Genomic DNA, 15,559 nt, shown 5'->3' with positions numbered 1-15,559 from the left:
ACATACTCGGCATCCACAATCTAGAACCGGAGTGCGTCGATCACCTTCGCCCGCACGGCCACCAGTGCCGGGATGAAGCCCGCCAGGGCGCCGATGGCGACCGCCGCGATGAGACCGATCACCGCGGCGCGCAGCGGGAACGGCGGGACGTCCTGCAGACCCTGGAACATCTGCAGCACGAAGGGGGCGCGCATGATCGCGATCGCGATCGCGATGCCGACGATGCCGGCCACGGCCGTCGCGACGACGGACTCGAGGAGCACCGACGTGAAGATGCGGCCGCCGGTGGCGCCGAAGCTGCGGCGCACGCCGATCTCGCGGATGCGCTGACGCATCGCGACGAGCTGGATGTTGACCAGTCCGAGGCCGCCGAGCAGCAGCACGAGTCCGGCGATCGAGCCCGTGATGATCTCGAACAGCGCGAAGGACTGCTGCAGCTCGGGGCGCGAGCCCCAGTCGGTGCGCATGACGCCGACGTCGACGCCGTCCAGGCCCGCGCGGAGGTCCATCGCGAGCACCGGTCCGATCTCGGCCACCATGTCGTCGGGTACCCACATCTCCCACATGACCGACGCGTCCCCGGGGAACGTGTCGACGCCCGCGACGTAGCTGTCGAAGAGCGCTGTCACGAGCTTCTCCTCGTCGCCGAGGTACTGCCGGGGCGTGACGCCGACGACCGGATGCGTGCCGGCGAGCGCGCCGTCGAGCCCGATCGTGAAGCCGTCCAGGGCAGGCCGGCCGAAGGAATCCCACAGCGCCTCGGTCACCACGACGGGCGATGCGAGCAGCTCGCTGTCGGCGTCGCGCAGCCATCGACCTTCGAGCAGGGGAGTGCGATGGATGACGGGATGCGCCGGATCGACGAGCTTGAGCGGCGTCGACTGCAGCTGATCGGGCGTCTGCACGCCCACCGAGAGGCCGTCGACGACCCGCGTGCGGTGCGAGAAGGCGAACCGCTCGCTCACCCGGTCCACCCGCTCATCGAACGAGAGCCAGTCCATCGCGGAGCCGTCGGTCGTGTAGGCCGTCACCTGCACGGTCGCGAGCCGACCGCCGTAGCGATCGGACTGCTCGGTCTGCACCTGCCGCTGATACTCCCCGAGGCAGACGACCGCGGCGATGGCTCCGACCGACACGGCGATGCCGATGAGGCTCAGCATGACGCGCAGCTTGTGGTGGCGAAGCTCGGACCACGCGTCGACGAGCGCGCCCACGAAGCCGCTCACGAGCCCGCCTCGGCTTCGGCGATCGCGCCGAGCGCCGTCTCGCGGAACGCCAGATCCAGCTCGACGGGAGCGAGCACGCCGTCATCGAGGCGGTAGTGGCGTCGAGCGCGAGCCGCGACGTGCGCGTCGTGCGTGATCGTGACGAGTGCGGCATCCGCCTCGGACGCGATGTCGTCCAGCAACGTCATGACGGCGCCGCCGGTCTCGACGTCGAGCGCGCCGGTGGGCTCGTCCGCGAGGATGAGCGCGGGGCGGCGCACGAGGGCCCGCGCGATCGCGACGCGCTGCTGCTCGCCGCCCGAGAGCTGCTCGGGAGGTGAGTCGATGCGGTGCGCCAGGCCGACGCGATCGAGCATCTCGGCGGCGGTCCGGTTGCGCGACCAGTACTCGCGACCCTTCGCATAGCTCAGCGGCATCGCGACGTTCTCGAGCGCCGAGCGCCCCGCGAGCAGATTGAACTGCTGGAACACGAAGCCGACGTTGCGTCCGCGCAGGCGGTCGAGCTTCGCGGGACCCATCTTCTGCACGAGGTCTCCGCGGAACGACACCGAGCCCGAGGACGGGGCGTCGAGCATGCCGAGGATGTTCAGGAGCGTCGACTTGCCCGAACCGCTGCGACCGACGATCGACACGTGGTCGCCCGCGGCGACCTCGAGGTCGATTCCTCGGAGGATGTCGAGGCGGCTGTCGTCGGGGAGGAGGACGTTCTTCGTGACGGCGTCGAGCGCGACGAGCGTCACCAGCTCCATCCCTGCTCTTCGCAGTACTCGCCGCCCATGCCGTCGTCGTAGCAGACGGGCTCGTTCGCCGCGGCGATCCCGGGCACGAACTGGCGGATCATCTCGCCCTGTTCGAGGCCCTCGGTCACCTGCACCATCGTGCCGTCGCTCACGCCGAGCACGACCTCGCGCTCCTCGAGGTCCGATCCGTCGCCGGCGTCGATCCAGACGACGCCGGACCCCGCACCGCCCTTGACGGCCGTCGTCGGCACGATGAGGGCATCCGTCACCGTTCCGATGTCGATCGCGAGCTCGGCCTGGAGCCCTGCGAAGACGACCTGGTCGCCGGGGATCGCGCAGCGCACGCTCGTCGTGCCGTCCTCGGCGACCTGCACCTTGAGGCCCGTGCAGGTGAACGGCGCCGGTCCGCCCTGAATGGTGACGGATGCCTCGGTCGGCGCGCCGATCAGGCGGTAGAGCTGCACGGGCTCGACCGTGGAGAGCACGTGGTAACGGGCCGGGGTGAGCTTCATGAGGTCGGCGCCGACGGAGGACGCCTGCCCGGCCACGACGCCGAGTTCGGACACGTCGCCGGCCTCGGGCGCGACGATGTCGACGTTCTTGACGGGGTAGCCCTGCTTGATCGTGACGAGGACCTGGCCGGCCGCGACCGTCTGCCCCTCGCCGACGTGGACGGCGGTCACGGTGCCGTCGACGACCGACTTGATCGGGAACGCGGCGTCGCGGGCGACCGTGCCCGACAGCGTCAGCGCGTTCACGACCTCGCCCTTCTCGACCGTCACGACGGTGTCGGAGATCTGTGCCGACGGCTCCACCACCGCCTCGGCGCTGTCGGGGAAGAAGGCGATCTTCACGAGTGCGGCGGCGATCAGCGCGAATACGACCACCATCAGGATCGGGAAGACCCAACGACGCCAGACGACCATGACATCCTCTCCGGCGCGGGCGCCGAGATCTCGGGGCGCCGGGGCGCCGAGGAGGGGATGCGAAGATGCATACCCCGTATGTAGTTTCCGAGCATACATATACCGGAGCGGCGTGTACGCGTCATCTTCTGGTGTCCGGCACGCATCGGTCGTCTCACGGCGAAGCGCAGGCATCCACAGCCCACTCCAAGATCACGGACGGGTAACATGGGCAGGTATGTCTGGGCGCCATCGCGCCCGGCGGCACAGGCGCCGATCCGGCGCTGTACCCGAAAGATGGAGACCTCCGTGGCAAACCCCCTCGAGAAACTGCTCCGCGCCGGCGAGGGCCGCATCCTCCGCCGCCTGCAGCAGGTCGTGAAGGCCGTCAACGCCCTCGAAGAGGACTACGCCCAGCTGACCGACGAGGAGCTGCGCAGCGAGACCGCAGAGCTGCGCGCGCGCCACGAGGCCGGCGAGACGCTCGATCAGCTCATGCCCGAGGCCTTCGCCGCCGTCCGCGAGGCCGCCAAGCGCACACTCGGCCAGCGCCCCTACGACGTGCAGATCATGGGCGGCGCGGCCCTGCACCTCGGCAACATCGCCGAGATGAAGACCGGTGAGGGCAAGACCCTCACCGGCGCGTTCCCCGTCTACCTGAACGCGATCGCCGGCAAGGGCGTCCACGTCATCACGGTGAACGACTTCCTGGCGTCCTACCAGTCCGAGCTGATGGGCCGCATCTACCGTGCCCTGGGCATGACGACCGGCACGATCGTCGCGGGTCAGACCCCCGACGTGCGTCGCGAGCAGTACAACGCCGACATCACGTACGGCACGAACAACGAGTTCGGGTTCGACTACCTGCGCGACAACATGGCGTGGCGCAAAGAGGACCTCGTGCAGCGGGGCCACTTCTACGCCATCGTCGACGAGGTCGACTCGATCCTCATCGACGAGGCCCGCACGCCGCTCATCATCTCCGGGCCGTCCTCGGGCGAGGCCAACCGCTGGTTCGTCGAGTTCGCGCGCATCGCGAAGACCCTCGAGCCGGGTGTCGACTACGAAGTCGACGAGAAGAAGCGCACGATCGGCGTGCTCGAGCCCGGCATCGAGAAGGTCGAGGACTACCTCGGCATCGACAACCTCTACGAGTCGGCGAACACGCCCCTCATCTCGTTCCTCAACAACTCGATCAAGGCGCTGGCCCTGTTCAAGCGCGACAGCGACTACGTCGTCATGAACGAAGAGGTCATGATCGTCGACGAGCACACCGGCCGCATCCTCGTCGGTCGTCGCTACAACGAGGGCATCCACCAGGCGATCGAGGCGAAAGAGGGGGTGCCGGTCAAGGCCGAGAACCAGACCCTCGCCACGGTGACGCTGCAGAACTACTTCCGCCTCTACGAGAAGCTCGCCGGCATGACCGGTACCGCCGAGACCGAAGCGGCCGAGTTCATGTCGACGTATCAGCTCGGCGTCGTGCCGATCCCGACGAACAAGCCCATGATCCGCAAGGACCAGTCCGACCTCGTCTACAAGAACGAGACGGCCAAGTTCGCACAGGTCGTCGAGGACATCGCGCGCCGGCACGAGACCGGCCAGCCCGTCCTCGTCGGCACCGTGAGCGTCGAGAAGAGCGAGTACCTGTCGCGCCTGCTCGCCAAGAAGGGCATCAAGCACGAGGTGCTCAACGCGAAGAACCACGCGCGCGAGGCCGAGATCGTCGCCCGCGCAGGTCGACTGGGCGCCGTCACCGTCGCCACCAACATGGCCGGCCGCGGCACCGACATCATGCTCGGCGGAAACGCCGAGTTCCTGGCCGTGCAGGAGATGAAGGCGAAGGGGCTCGACCCCGTCGAGACGCCGGAGGAGTACGAGGCGGCGTGGGACGACGTGTACACCGCCACCAAGGAGACCGTCGGCTCCGAGGCCGAGAAGGTCGTGGAGGCCGGTGGCCTGTACGTCCTGGGCACGGAGCGCCACGAGTCCCGCCGCATCGACAACCAGCTGCGCGGTCGCTCGGGCCGTCAGGGCGACCCCGGTGAGAGCCGGTTCTACCTGTCGCTGACCGATGACCTCATGCGCCTCTTCCAGTCGGGCGCGGCCGAGGCGATCCTCGCGCGCACGAACTTCCCCGACGACGTCGCGATCGAGTCCGGCATGGTCTCGCGTGCCATCAAGAGCGCGCAGAGCCAGGTCGAGGCGCGCAACGCCGAGATCCGCAAGAACGTCCTGAAGTACGACGACGTGCTCAACCGTCAGCGCGAGGCGATCTACTCCGACCGCCGTCACATCCTCGAGGGCGACGACATCGCGGGCCGCGTCCAGCACTTCATCGAGGACGCGATCAACGCCGTCATCGACGACCACACGGGTTCGGGGCACACCGAGAGCTGGGACTTCGACGCTCTGTGGACGGAGCTCAAGACCCTCTATCCCGTCAGCGTCACGATCGACGAGGTCGTGGCCGAGGCGGCCGGCCGGCGCGGCGGCATCGACGCGAGCGGTCTCAAGCGAGAGATCCTCTCCGACGCCAACATCGCCTACGGCAACCGCGAGGCCACTCTCGGCGAAGCCGCGACGCGCGAGCTCGAGCGTCGCGTCGTCCTGCAGGTGCTCGACCGCCGGTGGCGCGACCACCTCTACGAGATGGACTACCTCAAGGACGGCATCGGCCTGCGCGCGATGGCCCAGCGCGACCCGCTGATCGAGTACCAGCGCGAGGGCTACCAGATGTTCCAGTCGATGATGGGGCAGATCAAGGAGGAGTCGGTCGGCTACCTCTACAACCTCGAAGTCGAGGTCCGCAAGCAGGGCGAAGGCGAGCAGGTGACCCAGGTCGAGGCCAAGGGCCTGGGAGCCGCGCCGGTCGACGGCCAGCGGCTGCAGTACTCCGCGGCCAACGACGCCGGCGAGGTCGAGGTGCGCAACGATCGCGGTCAGGTGCAGCAGGCAGCGACGTCGCGTCTGCGTCAGGCCGCGGCTGCGGCGTCGGCGGCTCCCGCGCCGGCCGCTCCGGCGGCCGAGCCCGCCCGCGGAGCCTTCGGACAGCGGACGGATGCCGCGGCCCCCGCGCCGCAGCAGGCGCCGCTGAACCGCGCCCAGCGTCGCGCGCAGGAAAGGAACACGAAGTAGGCCACGGGCGGTCGATTGGCATCTCCGGGCCGCCGGTAGTCTGATCCGATGAGTCCTCTGCGTCCTCTCGACCAGTCGAGCAAGCTGAAGAACGTCCTCTACGAGATCCGCGGACAGGCGCTCGTCGAGGCCGACCGGCTCGAGGCCGAAGGACACACGATCCTCAAGCTCAACACGGGCAACCCCGCCGTGTTCGGCTTCGAGGCGCCGTTCCAGATCGTGCGCGACATGATCGACTCGATCCCGCACGCTCACGGCTACAGCGACAGCCGCGGCATCATCGCCGCGCGCCGCGCGGTCGTCTACCGCTACGAGCAGGACCCGACGTTCCCGCCGTTCGGGCCCGACGACGTCTACCTCGGCAACGGGGTGTCGGAGCTCATCACGATGACGATGCAGGCGCTCCTCGACGAAGGCGACGAGGTCCTCATCCCCGCTCCCGACTATCCGCTGTGGACCGCCATGACCAGCCTCGGCGGGGGCACGCCCGTGCACTACGTGTGCGACGAGCTCGACGAGTGGCAGCCCGATCTCGACGACATCCGCTCGAAGATCACGCCGCGCACGAAGGCGATCGTCGTCATCAACCCGAACAACCCGACGGGCGCGGTGTACTCGCGCGAGGTGCTCGAGGGCATCGCCGCGATCGCTCGCGAGCACTCGCTGCTGCTGCTCGCCGACGAGATCTACGACCGCATCCTGTTCGACGACGCCGTGCACATCCCGATGGCATCGGTCGCGCCCGACCTGCTGTGCCTGACGTTCAACGGGCTGTCCAAGACGTACCGCGTCGCGGGCTACCGCTCGGGCTGGCTCGTCATCACGGGCCCGAAGCACCACGCGTCGGGCTTCATCGAGGGCATCACGCTGCTGGCGTCCACCCGTCTGTGTCCGAACGTCCCCGCGCAGCACGCCGTGCAGGCGGCGCTCTCGGGAGTGCAGTCGATCGACGCTCTCATCGCTCCGACGGGCCGCCTGCACGAGCAGCGGGATGCCGCGTGGGAGCGCCTCGAGGCCATCCCAGGCGTCTCGTGCGTCAAGCCGCGTGGCGCGCTCTACGCGTTCCCGCGGCTGGATCCCGACGTGCACGAGATCCGGGACGATGCGAAGCTCGTGCTCGACTTCCTCGTGGCCGAGCACGTCCTGCTGGTCCAGGGGACGGGTTTCAACTGGGCGACCCCCGATCACGTGCGGATCGTCACGCTCCCCGAATCGCGGGTGCTGAGCGAGGCGATCGAGCGCTTCGGGAACTTCCTGTCGTCGTACCGGCAGTGACGATCGGATCGGCTGCGTGATCGAAGCCGATCCGAGCAGGGGCGTAGCCGGCTACAGGATCGCGAGCGAGGTCGCTCGCCAGCGTCCGTCCATGCCCTCGAGCCGGATGGCCACGGCGCGTGTGCGGGCGGGCCCCTGCACGACGGCGACCGCTTCGACGACGCCGTCAGCCGGCGACTGCTGCCGGAGCGAGAGGATCGCGTGCACGGGGCGCTTCGCGGGGACGCCGCGCGCGGATCGTGCGCGCGCGGCCAGATTCGCGCGGGTCACGAGGCGACGGAAGGCGTCCTCGGTGAGCCATCGAGCGAGCTGGTCGACCTCGCGCACGCCGGCGAGCACTTCGAGCACGCCCCGCGTGAGGTTGCGGACGAACGGCTCAGGATCCGGCAGCGCCGCCGCCGACGTGCGCTGCGGGGCGAAGAAGTGGTTCAGCTCGAAGGGTTCGCGAAAACCCGCGCTCGCGCGCGCTGAACCCGAGGGCATCGTTGCCAATGGGTGCCTATCTCGACAGGGGGGATGTCTTGTCGAGAAGTACAGCACATGAGGAACTCACAGCAGGAATCCTGGCGTCCGCTGTGGAGAACTCGTAACAGCTTCGTGATGATTCGCCTACTCTGCCGACGTGCGCTGGGAAAGATTCTTCGACGATCTCGAGGATCAGCTCGCCTCCGAGTGGGAGGCGGAGCGCGCCGCGCTCGACACCGAGGCGGAGCGCCTGCGACTGTCGCAGGTGTCGCTCCGCGACCGGCTGCACGCGCTCGTGGCGGACGACGCGGCCCCGGCATCCTTCTCGCTCGTCGATGCGTCGACGCACGTCGCGAGGGTGACGCGGGTCGGAGCCGACTGGGTGGAACTCCGTGCCGGCCCCTCGTCGGGCGGCACGCTCGTCGTGCCGATCGGGTCGATCGAGTCCGTCGGGATGCCGCAGGCCGCGATGCTGCCCTCCGCGCGCCCCGCACCGCCTTCATCAGCGCTGCTCGAACGCATGACACTCGGGTTCGCGCTGCGGGATCTCGTGCGGCGCCGCAGCGCCGTCACGATCCACCTCGTGGGTGGGCGCACGCTGTCGGGCACGATCGATCGCGCGGGCTCCGACCACCTCGACATCGCGCTGCACGATCCGGGCGCGCCGAGACGCGCGGGTTCCGTGACGGGCCACCGCATCGTCGCCTTCACCGCGCTCGCGTGGCTGCGAGCGGATTCGGCGACGATCCTCTGACTCAGATCGCGCGCAGCGGGATCACGACCTCGTCGGCAGGAGGGATCGACTGCGTCGAGAGGAAGTCTCCCGCAGCGAAGCGGTCGGAGTCGCCGTTCGCGCTTCCGTGAGCGCGCACCGTGAGCCGCGCGCCGGCGGGCTCGCCGGGGTAGTCGACATCGACGTCGACCGTCGTGCCCTCGGCGGGCACCACGACGTCGTGAAGGTCGGCGCTTCCGACGACGGATGCCGCGGCATCCGCCTTGCTCACGTCTTCGACGAGCACGCGCACGACGGGGATGCGATGCTCGACGCCTGTCGCGGGGAACGCCAGCGACGCCCGTACGGTCTTCATGCTGGCCACCGTACGCGCATCCCGCGTCGACGTCGATGTATCGTCCGGCCGGGACTCGCCCTCCTCGCTGTCAGAGCACGTCCGCCGGGCGTGCCGTCCAAGCGAAAGCAGAGAGTCCATCATGGCCACTCCCAAGAAGAGCGCGAGCGCTCGACCGGAGAACGGTGAGCCCGAGGAGCTCACCGCCGATTCGACCGGCACCACCTTCCTCAACGGCACCACCTTCGTCGGCAAGCCGCTCACCTACGCCGAGGTCGACGGCCTCGCCGTCTTCGAGGGCGACATCGTGCTCGGTCGTGTCGGCGACATGCGCCCACCGGTCGACGCCGATGCCGACATCGCCTTCGCCGTCGCCGTGTCGCTCACCTCGATGCGGTGGCCCAACGGCGTCGTGCCCTACGAGATCGACGCCGCGCTCGCCGACCAGTATCGGGTGGTCGATGCGATCGCGCATTGGAAGGCGAACACCTCGATCGACTTCGTGCTGCGCACGGCGTCGAACGCGGGGACGTATCCGAACTACGTGCGATTCTTCGCGGGGGCAGGATGCTACTCGTCGGTCGGCATGGTGGGCGGGCGTCAGGACATCTCGCTCGGCTCGGGCTGCAGCACCGGCAACGCGATCCATGAGATCGGCCACGCCCTCGGGCTCTGGCACGAGCAGAGCCGTGAGGACCGCGACTCGTTCGTCACGATCAACTGGGCCAACATCGACCCGGGCAAGGTGCACAACTTCGATCAGCACATCAGCGACGGCGACGACATCGGCGCCTACGACTACGGCTCGATCATGCACTACCCGGCCACCGCGTTCTCGACGAACGGGCAGCCGACGATCGTGCCGAATCAGCCCGGTGTCACGATCGGTCAGCGCAACGGCCTGTCGGCCGGTGACATCGCGGCGATCCGTCAGATGTACCCGTCGATCGTCGGGCCGAAGCACGTCTTCGACCCCGGTCACGGAGGCATCATCAAGAAGCTGAGGGACGACAACGTCGTCTTCACGCCCAAGAAGCTGAAGGACGACAACTTCGTGCCGGTCAAGAAGCTGCGCGACGACAACTTCACGATTCCCAAGAAGCTGCGCGACGTGCCGGTCAAGCGGCTGGGCGACGTGCCGATCGGGCCGGAGCGTCTGCCGATCGAGGTGCTGCAGCAGCTGGACGGCTCGGGCATCCTGCCGTTCATCCTGGCCACACCGCATCACTCGGCCGCCGCGAGCGCGTACGACGACGCGGGCGGCGAGGCGGGATCGGATGCCGCGTCGCAGCTGCTCGGGGCCGCGCAGGCGGCATCGGTGGCGGCTCAGGCGCTGGCGGAGGCCGCCGAGACGCTCACCCTCCTCCTGGGCGACGGGCAGGGCTGACGTGATCCTCATCGAATCGCACGGGGGCGACGATCACCTCGCCCCCGTGCGGTCCGAGCTCGAGCTGCGCGGCCATGAGGTCGTGGTGCTCGACTCGGGCCGCTATCCCGTCGAGACATCGATCGCCATCTCGTACGACGACGACGACGCCCCGGAGCTGTCACTCACGATCGACGGCACCACCCACGACCTCACGACGTGCCGGGCGGCATGGTGGCGGCGCTCGCAGCCGTTCACGCTCGATCCGCGGCTCATCGACGCCGACGCCCGCTCGTTCGCCTACACGGAATCGAGCGAGGGCCTCGAAGGGCTGCGGGCCCTGCTCAAGGTCTCGTGGATCAACGATCCGCTCCGCGACGGGCGGGCAGCCCACAAGCCCTATCAGTTGCGCGAGGCCCGCCGAGCGGGACTCGTGACACCTCGCACCCTCATGACGAACGACCCCGTGAAGGCGCGCGCCTTCGTCGCGGATCACGCGGGGGAGCGCACGGTCTACAAGTCCTTCCTCGCGGTCGAGGGCGCCTGGCGCGAGACGAGGGTCCTGCGCGAGGACGAGGTCGATCGCCTCGAGCTCGTTCAGATGGCGCCCGTGATCTTCCAGGAGTACGTGGAGGGCGACGTCGATCTGCGCGTCACGGTCGTCGGCGACATCGTGCAGGCGGCGGCGGTGCACTCGGGGCGCACCGAGTACGCGACGGACTACCGCATGGCCCTGGACACCGTCGTCATGGAGCCGTACGCGCTTCCGGTGTCCGTCGAGCGCAGCGTCATCCGCCTCATGCGCCGGCTGGGACTCGTCTACGGCGCCCTCGACTTCCGCGTGCGGCCGAACGGCGAGCACGTGTTCTTCGAGATCAATCCGTCGGGTCAGTGGCTGTTCATCGAGGAGAAGACCGGACTGCCGCTCACGCGGACCTTCGTCGATGCGCTGGCGAGCGCCGACCGCGGTTCACCGCATCCGCGCTCCGCGCCGAGCGGATGCGTCGACTGCGAGCAGAACACCTCGCGCGCCGCGCGGGCCGGAGCTCTCGTCGGCGCGTGATCAGTCGCTGTGGCGAACCGGCCCCGTGCCCCACAGCTCGGGGAAGCTCGCCTCCTGCGACTGCTGCCACAGCGCCATACGGCGGGCGATCTCGGCGCGCGAATCGAGATAGTCGGAGATGCTCGCCTCGGTGACGCGCCACCGCGCGGGCGCGCCGACGCGGGCGCCGCGCAGCTCGCCGGCCTGCACGAGCGACATCACCTCGTCGACCGAGACGGCGAGGATCTCGGCCGCCTGCGCGGGGGCGAGCATGCGCACGGCGGACGTCGGGACGTGGGGCATCACCCCATTATCCTCGCGGCCCGGGGGGACCGGCGAGCGGCGTACGGGGGTGTGGATAACAGCGCGGCACTTCGTGGCGGCTCGTTCACGATGGAGGCATGAACGCACCCGATCCCTCGAGAGCCCGCCGCCGCGCGATCTGGTCCGATGCCCGCTTCCTGCTCGGCATCGCGCTGGTCGTGGCATCCATCGCCGGCGTCTGGTTCGTCGTCACGAGCGCACGCCAGACGACGCCGGCCATCGCCGTGACGCGCACCATCGCGCCGGGCGAGACCGTCACCGCCGAGGACGTCCGGGTCGTGGAGGTCGCGCTCGGTCAGGTCGACGGGGTCTACGCGACGCAGGCAGACCTCGCGGACGGGGTCGTGGCGACGCGGACGATCAGCTCCGGGGAGCTCCTTCCGACCGCCGCGATCGGATCGGCGGACGACACGCGCACGACGAGCGTGGTGCTGCGCAGCGCCGTCGACGTGCCGTCCTCGGTCACCGCCGGCACCGTCGTCGAGGTGTGGTCGGCCCCGCTCGTCGAGCGCGGCGTCTACGACGTGCCGCGGATCCTCGTGGCCGATGCGACGGTCGTCGCCGTCACGCGCGACGATGCCGTCATGGGCGGCGGCGCTGCGGCGCTCGAAGTGGTCATCGCGAGGTCCCAGGTCTCGGATGTGCTGGCCGCCATCGCGGGTGAGTCCGCGCTCTCGGTCGTGCCGACGGCGGGCGCCCGCCGATGAGGATCGTGATGGCGATGGATGCCGCGCACGGCGAGCGGCTCGCGGGCGACCTCGCCCACGAGGGGATCGACGTCGTCGCCGTGCTGAGAGCCGGCGAACCCTCGCGCTTCTTCGACGACGGGATGCTCGGCGATGCCGCGGCCACCGTCGCCCGCGCGCTCGCAGGAGCGGATGCGCTCGTCCTCGAGCTCGCGCGCGACGCGGTCTCGTCCGGACTCGTCGCCGGCTGCGATCGTGCAGGCGTGCGGATCGTGCCGCTCGGCGAGGGGAAGGATGCCGAGCGCCTCGCCGCCACGTTCGGACTCGAGCCGCCTGCCGCGCCGGAGATCGAGGCCCGCACGCTCGCCGCCCTGCTCGCGACTCCGCCGCGCGGGGTCGACGACGCCCGGTCGGCCGATGCGACCGCCGGCACGCCCGGACCGCGGACGATCGCGGTCTGGGGCGCTGCCGGTGCGCCCGGCCGTTCCACCGTCGCGATCGAGCTGGCCGTCGAACTCGCGCGCGGAGGCACGCATGTCGCGCTCGTCGACGCCGACGCGCACGCGCCGTCGATCGCGCTCGCACTGGGCCTCGCCGACGAGGGCCCGGGCTTCGCCGCGGCGTGCCGGCAGGCGGAGCTCGGGCGCCTGGATGCGCGTGAGCTGACGCGCATCAGCGTGCCGCTGGGCCGCACGGGAGTGGACGTGCTGACGGGTCTCAACCGACCGTCGCGCTGGCCCGAGCTGTCCGCGTCCCGCGTCCTCGCGGCGCTGGGCGAGTGCGCCCGCTGGGCCGAGCACACGGTCGTCGATGTGTCGTCCTCGCTCGAGCGCGATGAGGAGATCGTCAGCGATCTCGACGGTCCGCGCCGCAACGCCGCCACCCTCGCCGCGCTCGAGGCCGCTGATCTGGTGGTCGCCGTCGTCGGCGCCGATCCGGTGGGGATCTCGCGCTTCCTGCGCGCGTATCCCGACCTGCGCGCGGCCATCGGCGCCACTCCCGTCGTCGTCGTGGCCAATCGCCTCCGGCCCGGGACGATGGGGCTGGATGCCCGGGGCCAGGTGCGCCGCGCGCTCGAGCGGTTCGGCGGTGTCGACGAGATCTGGTTCCTGCCGCAGGATCCGCGATCGGTCGACGCCGCGCTGCTGGCAGGTCGGTCCATCGGCGAGGCTGCACCGAAGTCGCCCTTCACGCTGGCCGTGCGCCGCTTCGTCGGTGACGCCGTCCTTCCGATGCCCGTCCCGGTGCACCGTGGACGGCCGAGCGGGTGGAGGGCGGGGAACCGCCGCGCCGCGTAGCGAACCGGAACGGCCGTACGCTGGGAGGGTGTCGACCCTCAGCGATCTCGTCTATGCCCAGGGCCGTTCGAGCGAGGACGACGTGGAGTGGCTCCACCGGCTCGCGGGGGACGGACAGCTCCTCGCCGACCTCGCCTTCGCGGACATCGTGATCTGGGTGCCCACCGCCGACGACGGGTTCACCGCCGTCGCCCACACGCGTCCGAGCGGCGCCGCGACGCTCTTCTACCGCGACATCGTCGGCGACCGCGTGCGGCCCCAGTGGCGGACGCAGATACGGGACGCCTTCCAGAGCGGCCGCATCGTCGACTCGGCATCACCCGACTGGTTCGAGGAGACCCCGACGCGCGTGCGCGCCGTGCCCATCGTGCGATCGCGGGGGGCCGACAGCTCGGTGACGATCGGCGTTCTCACGCGCCACACCAACCTCGGCGAGACCCGCACCCCGAGTCGGCAGCAGATCACCTTCAACGACTGCGCCGACGACCTCTTCGGCATGGTCGCCTCGGGCGAGTTCCCCGACCTCTCCGCTCCGACCGCGCCGCGCCGCGGAGCGCCCCGCGCCTCGGACGGCCTCATCCGCCTCGACGTCGACGGCGTCACGACGTTCGCGAGTCCCAACGCCCTGTCGGCGTTCAACCGCATGGGGTTCGACGACGAGCTCGAGGGGGAGTCCCTGGTCGAGGTGACGACCAGCATCCTTCCCGAGAAGCGGCAGTTCGACGAGTCGCTTCCGCTCGTCGTGACCGGGCGCGCCCCCTGGCGCACCGACATCGAGGCCCGCGGCGTGACGGTGTCACTGCGCACCATCCCGCTGCGCGACCACGGCAAGCGCATCGGTGCGATCGTGCTGTGCCGCGATGTGTCCGAGCTGCGCCACCAGGAGCAGGAGCTCATCACGAAGGACGCCACGATCCGCGAGATCCACCATCGCGTCAAGAACAATCTGCAGACCGTCGCGTCGCTGCTGCGGATCCAGGCACGGCGCTCCCACTCCGAGGAGGCGAAGGACGCCCTGACGCAGGCCATGCGGCGCGTGTCGGCGATCGCGGTCGTGCACGACACCCTCTCCGAGGGGCTCGCGCAGAACGTCGACTTCGACGACGTCTTCGACCGCGCGCTGAAGCTCATCGCCGAGGTCGCGGCGGCACCCTCGACGCGTGCGGTCACCCGCACGACCGGCCGGTTCGGAACGCTGCCGAGCGAGTACGCGACACCGCTCGCCCTCGCCCTGACGGAGCTCGTGACGAACGCCGTCGAGCACGGGCTCGCCGGCACCGAGGGCGAGGTCGAGATCATCGCCGAGCGCTCCGATGAGCGGCTCGAGGTCACGGTGCGCGACAACGGCGTGGGCCTGCCGGAGGGGCAGGTCGGTCGGGGCCTGGGAACGCAGATCGTGCGCACGCTCATCCAGGGCGAGCTCGGCGGGACGATCGACTGGCACACCGCCACGGGGGCGGGCACCGAGGTCACGATCGACATCCCGCTGCGCTACATCGCCCGCCCGAGAGGCTGAGCCGAACGGATCGAGCGACAGCGGCACGAAGCTCCGCGCGCGAGGTCCGGTGATCAGGACGACGCGCGAGATCGTCCTGCTCGCGAGATCAGGTGGTCCGGCCGCAGCAGGAAGCGATCAGCCGAATCGTCCTGTTCCGGCGAGATGTCCTGATCGGGGCGAACGGCTGGATGCCGCGCCGCTCGGCGACGCGTCAGGACGCGCGACGTGCGCGAGCGGCGCGGCGCTTGAGCGCGCGACGCTCGTCTTCGGAGAGGCCGCCCCAGACGCCCGAGTCCTGACCGGTCTCGAGGGCGTACTGCAGGCAGACTTCGGTGACGGTGCACCGGGCGCAGACGGACTTGGCCTTCTCGATCTGCTCGACGGCCGGGCCGGTGTTCCCCACGGGGAAGAACAGCTCGGGGTCGACGGTCAGGCAGGCGGACTTGTCGCGCCAATCCATGGTGGTGCTCCTTGTTGCGGGATGAGTGGGCTTGCGGAGGTGCCCGATTCGGGTCGGGTACCCTGTGGG

At 69.9% G+C, this 15,559-nt stretch carries 15 protein-coding genes; 8 read left to right on the top strand and 7 right to left on the bottom strand.

The window, feature by feature from the left end; all coding sequences use genetic code 11:
• Positions 1-20: 20 nt before the first annotated feature.
• The 3 genes from ACTIFV_RS04075 to ACTIFV_RS04065 are packed head-to-tail and all read right to left on the bottom strand — an operon-like array spanning position 21 to position 2,892.
• Positions 21-1,226 carry an ABC transporter permease gene (locus tag ACTIFV_RS04075; RefSeq protein WP_439591496.1) on the bottom strand — a complete coding sequence of 402 codons (1,206 nt, stop codon included), beginning with the start codon at positions 1,224-1,226 and terminating at the stop codon, positions 21-23.
• Positions 1,223-1,975, bottom strand: a complete 753-nt coding sequence (locus tag ACTIFV_RS04070) for an ABC transporter ATP-binding protein (protein WP_439591495.1) — start codon at positions 1,973-1,975, stop codon at positions 1,223-1,225. The genes ACTIFV_RS04075 and ACTIFV_RS04070 overlap by 4 nt, the downstream gene beginning before the upstream one ends.
• Positions 1,963-2,892, bottom strand: a complete 930-nt coding sequence (locus tag ACTIFV_RS04065; protein ID WP_439591494.1) for an efflux RND transporter periplasmic adaptor subunit — start codon at positions 2,890-2,892, stop codon at positions 1,963-1,965. The genes ACTIFV_RS04070 and ACTIFV_RS04065 overlap by 13 nt, the downstream gene beginning before the upstream one ends.
• A 288-nt stretch (positions 2,893-3,180) precedes the next feature.
• Here ACTIFV_RS04065 and secA point away from each other — a divergent pair, with 288 nt between their 5' ends.
• Together secA and ACTIFV_RS04055 are read left to right on the top strand one after the other, a co-directional pair.
• Positions 3,181-6,009 (top strand): preprotein translocase subunit SecA, encoded by a 2,829-nt coding sequence (gene secA / locus ACTIFV_RS04060; protein ID WP_439591493.1) that lies wholly within the window; start codon positions 3,181-3,183, stop codon positions 6,007-6,009.
• A 48-nt stretch (positions 6,010-6,057) separates the two neighbouring features.
• The gene (locus tag ACTIFV_RS04055) at positions 6,058-7,284 is read left to right on the top strand and encodes a pyridoxal phosphate-dependent aminotransferase (protein WP_439591492.1); all 1,227 of its coding nucleotides are present in this window, start codon (positions 6,058-6,060) and stop codon (positions 7,282-7,284) included.
• Between the two features lie 51 nt (positions 7,285-7,335).
• Here the strand turns inward: ACTIFV_RS04055 and ACTIFV_RS04050 are convergent, their stop codons facing one another.
• The gene (locus ACTIFV_RS04050) at positions 7,336-7,767 is read right to left on the bottom strand and encodes an Rv3235 family protein (protein ID WP_439591491.1); all 432 of its coding nucleotides are present in this window, start codon (positions 7,765-7,767) and stop codon (positions 7,336-7,338) included.
• Positions 7,768-7,906: 139 nt separating this feature from the next.
• Here ACTIFV_RS04050 and ACTIFV_RS04045 point away from each other — a divergent pair, with 139 nt between their 5' ends.
• Complete coding sequence (locus ACTIFV_RS04045) at positions 7,907-8,503, top strand: hypothetical protein (RefSeq protein WP_439591490.1); 597 nt, start codon at positions 7,907-7,909, stop codon at positions 8,501-8,503.
• A 1-nt stretch (position 8,504) separates the two neighbouring features.
• On the opposite strand, the gene ACTIFV_RS04040 is transcribed toward ACTIFV_RS04045, so the two are convergent.
• On the bottom strand, positions 8,505-8,837 hold the full coding sequence (locus ACTIFV_RS04040; protein WP_439591489.1) for a hypothetical protein: 333 nt from the start codon (positions 8,835-8,837) through the stop codon (positions 8,505-8,507).
• A 121-nt stretch (positions 8,838-8,958) separates the two neighbouring features.
• Between ACTIFV_RS04040 and legP the strand changes: the two genes are divergently transcribed.
• Together legP and ACTIFV_RS04030 are read left to right on the top strand one after the other, a co-directional pair.
• Positions 8,959-10,203: a Dot/Icm T4SS effector Zinc-dependent metalloprotease LegP gene (gene legP / locus ACTIFV_RS04035; RefSeq protein WP_439591488.1), complete on the top strand. Its 1,245-nt coding sequence runs from the start codon at positions 8,959-8,961 to the stop codon at positions 10,201-10,203.
• Between the two features lies 1 nt (position 10,204).
• Positions 10,205-11,245 carry an MvdC/MvdD family ATP grasp protein gene (locus tag ACTIFV_RS04030; protein ID WP_439591487.1) on the top strand — a complete coding sequence of 347 codons (1,041 nt, stop codon included), beginning with the start codon at positions 10,205-10,207 and terminating at the stop codon, positions 11,243-11,245.
• Here the strand turns inward: ACTIFV_RS04030 and ACTIFV_RS04025 are convergent, their stop codons facing one another.
• Positions 11,246-11,527, bottom strand: coding sequence for a helix-turn-helix domain-containing protein (locus ACTIFV_RS04025; RefSeq protein ID WP_439591486.1), 282 nt, complete (start codon positions 11,525-11,527; stop codon positions 11,246-11,248).
• A gap of 98 nt (positions 11,528-11,625) precedes the next feature.
• Here ACTIFV_RS04025 and ACTIFV_RS04020 point away from each other — a divergent pair, with 98 nt between their 5' ends.
• The 3 genes from ACTIFV_RS04020 to ACTIFV_RS04010 are packed head-to-tail and all read left to right on the top strand — an operon-like array spanning position 11,626 to position 15,048.
• Entirely contained in the window at positions 11,626-12,255 is a 630-nt protein-coding gene (locus tag ACTIFV_RS04020) for an SAF domain-containing protein (protein WP_439591485.1), read from the top strand.
• Complete coding sequence (locus ACTIFV_RS04015; protein ID WP_439591484.1) at positions 12,252-13,532, top strand: AAA family ATPase; 1,281 nt, start codon at positions 12,252-12,254, stop codon at positions 13,530-13,532. The genes ACTIFV_RS04020 and ACTIFV_RS04015 overlap by 4 nt, the downstream gene beginning before the upstream one ends.
• Positions 13,533-13,560: 28 nt before the next feature.
• Positions 13,561-15,048 (top strand): sensor histidine kinase, encoded by a 1,488-nt coding sequence (locus ACTIFV_RS04010; RefSeq protein ID WP_439591483.1) that lies wholly within the window; start codon positions 13,561-13,563, stop codon positions 15,046-15,048.
• 193 nt (positions 15,049-15,241) lie between these two features.
• Here the strand turns inward: ACTIFV_RS04010 and ACTIFV_RS04005 are convergent, their stop codons facing one another.
• Positions 15,242-15,490 (bottom strand): WhiB family transcriptional regulator, encoded by a 249-nt coding sequence (locus tag ACTIFV_RS04005; protein ID WP_091492034.1) that lies wholly within the window; start codon positions 15,488-15,490, stop codon positions 15,242-15,244.
• Positions 15,491-15,559: the final 69 nt, after the last annotated feature.

The sequence above is a fragment of the Microbacterium sp. genome (assembly GCF_051860965.1).
Classification (GTDB): Bacteria; Actinomycetota; Actinomycetes; order Actinomycetales; family Microbacteriaceae; genus Microbacterium.
This window is presented reverse-complemented; position numbering and strand designations above follow the sequence as displayed.

Bases quoted from the DNA above. Each gene is read 5' to 3' on its own strand.
- ACTIFV_RS04070 (WP_439591495.1), bottom strand. From the start codon at position 1,975: ATGGAGCTGGTGACGCTCGTCGCGCTCGACGCCGTCACGAAGAACGTC.
- ACTIFV_RS04065 (WP_439591494.1), bottom strand. From the start codon at position 2,892: ATGGTCGTCTGGCGTCGTTGGGTCTTCCCGATCCTGATGGTGGTCGTA.
- ACTIFV_RS04055 (WP_439591492.1), top strand. From the start codon at position 6,058: ATGAGTCCTCTGCGTCCTCTCGACCAGTCGAGCAAGCTGAAGAACGTC.
- ACTIFV_RS04050 (WP_439591491.1), bottom strand. From the start codon at position 7,767: ATGCCCTCGGGTTCAGCGCGCGCGAGCGCGGGTTTTCGCGAACCCTTC.
- ACTIFV_RS04040 (WP_439591489.1), bottom strand. From the start codon at position 8,837: ATGAAGACCGTACGGGCGTCGCTGGCGTTCCCCGCGACAGGCGTCGAG.
- legP (WP_439591488.1), top strand. From the start codon at position 8,959: ATGGCCACTCCCAAGAAGAGCGCGAGCGCTCGACCGGAGAACGGTGAG.
- ACTIFV_RS04025 (WP_439591486.1), bottom strand. From the start codon at position 11,527: ATGCCCCACGTCCCGACGTCCGCCGTGCGCATGCTCGCCCCCGCGCAG.
- ACTIFV_RS04020 (WP_439591485.1), top strand. From the start codon at position 11,626: ATGAACGCACCCGATCCCTCGAGAGCCCGCCGCCGCGCGATCTGGTCC.
- ACTIFV_RS04015 (WP_439591484.1), top strand. From the start codon at position 12,252: ATGAGGATCGTGATGGCGATGGATGCCGCGCACGGCGAGCGGCTCGCG.
- ACTIFV_RS04005 (WP_091492034.1), bottom strand. From the start codon at position 15,490: ATGGATTGGCGCGACAAGTCCGCCTGCCTGACCGTCGACCCCGAGCTG.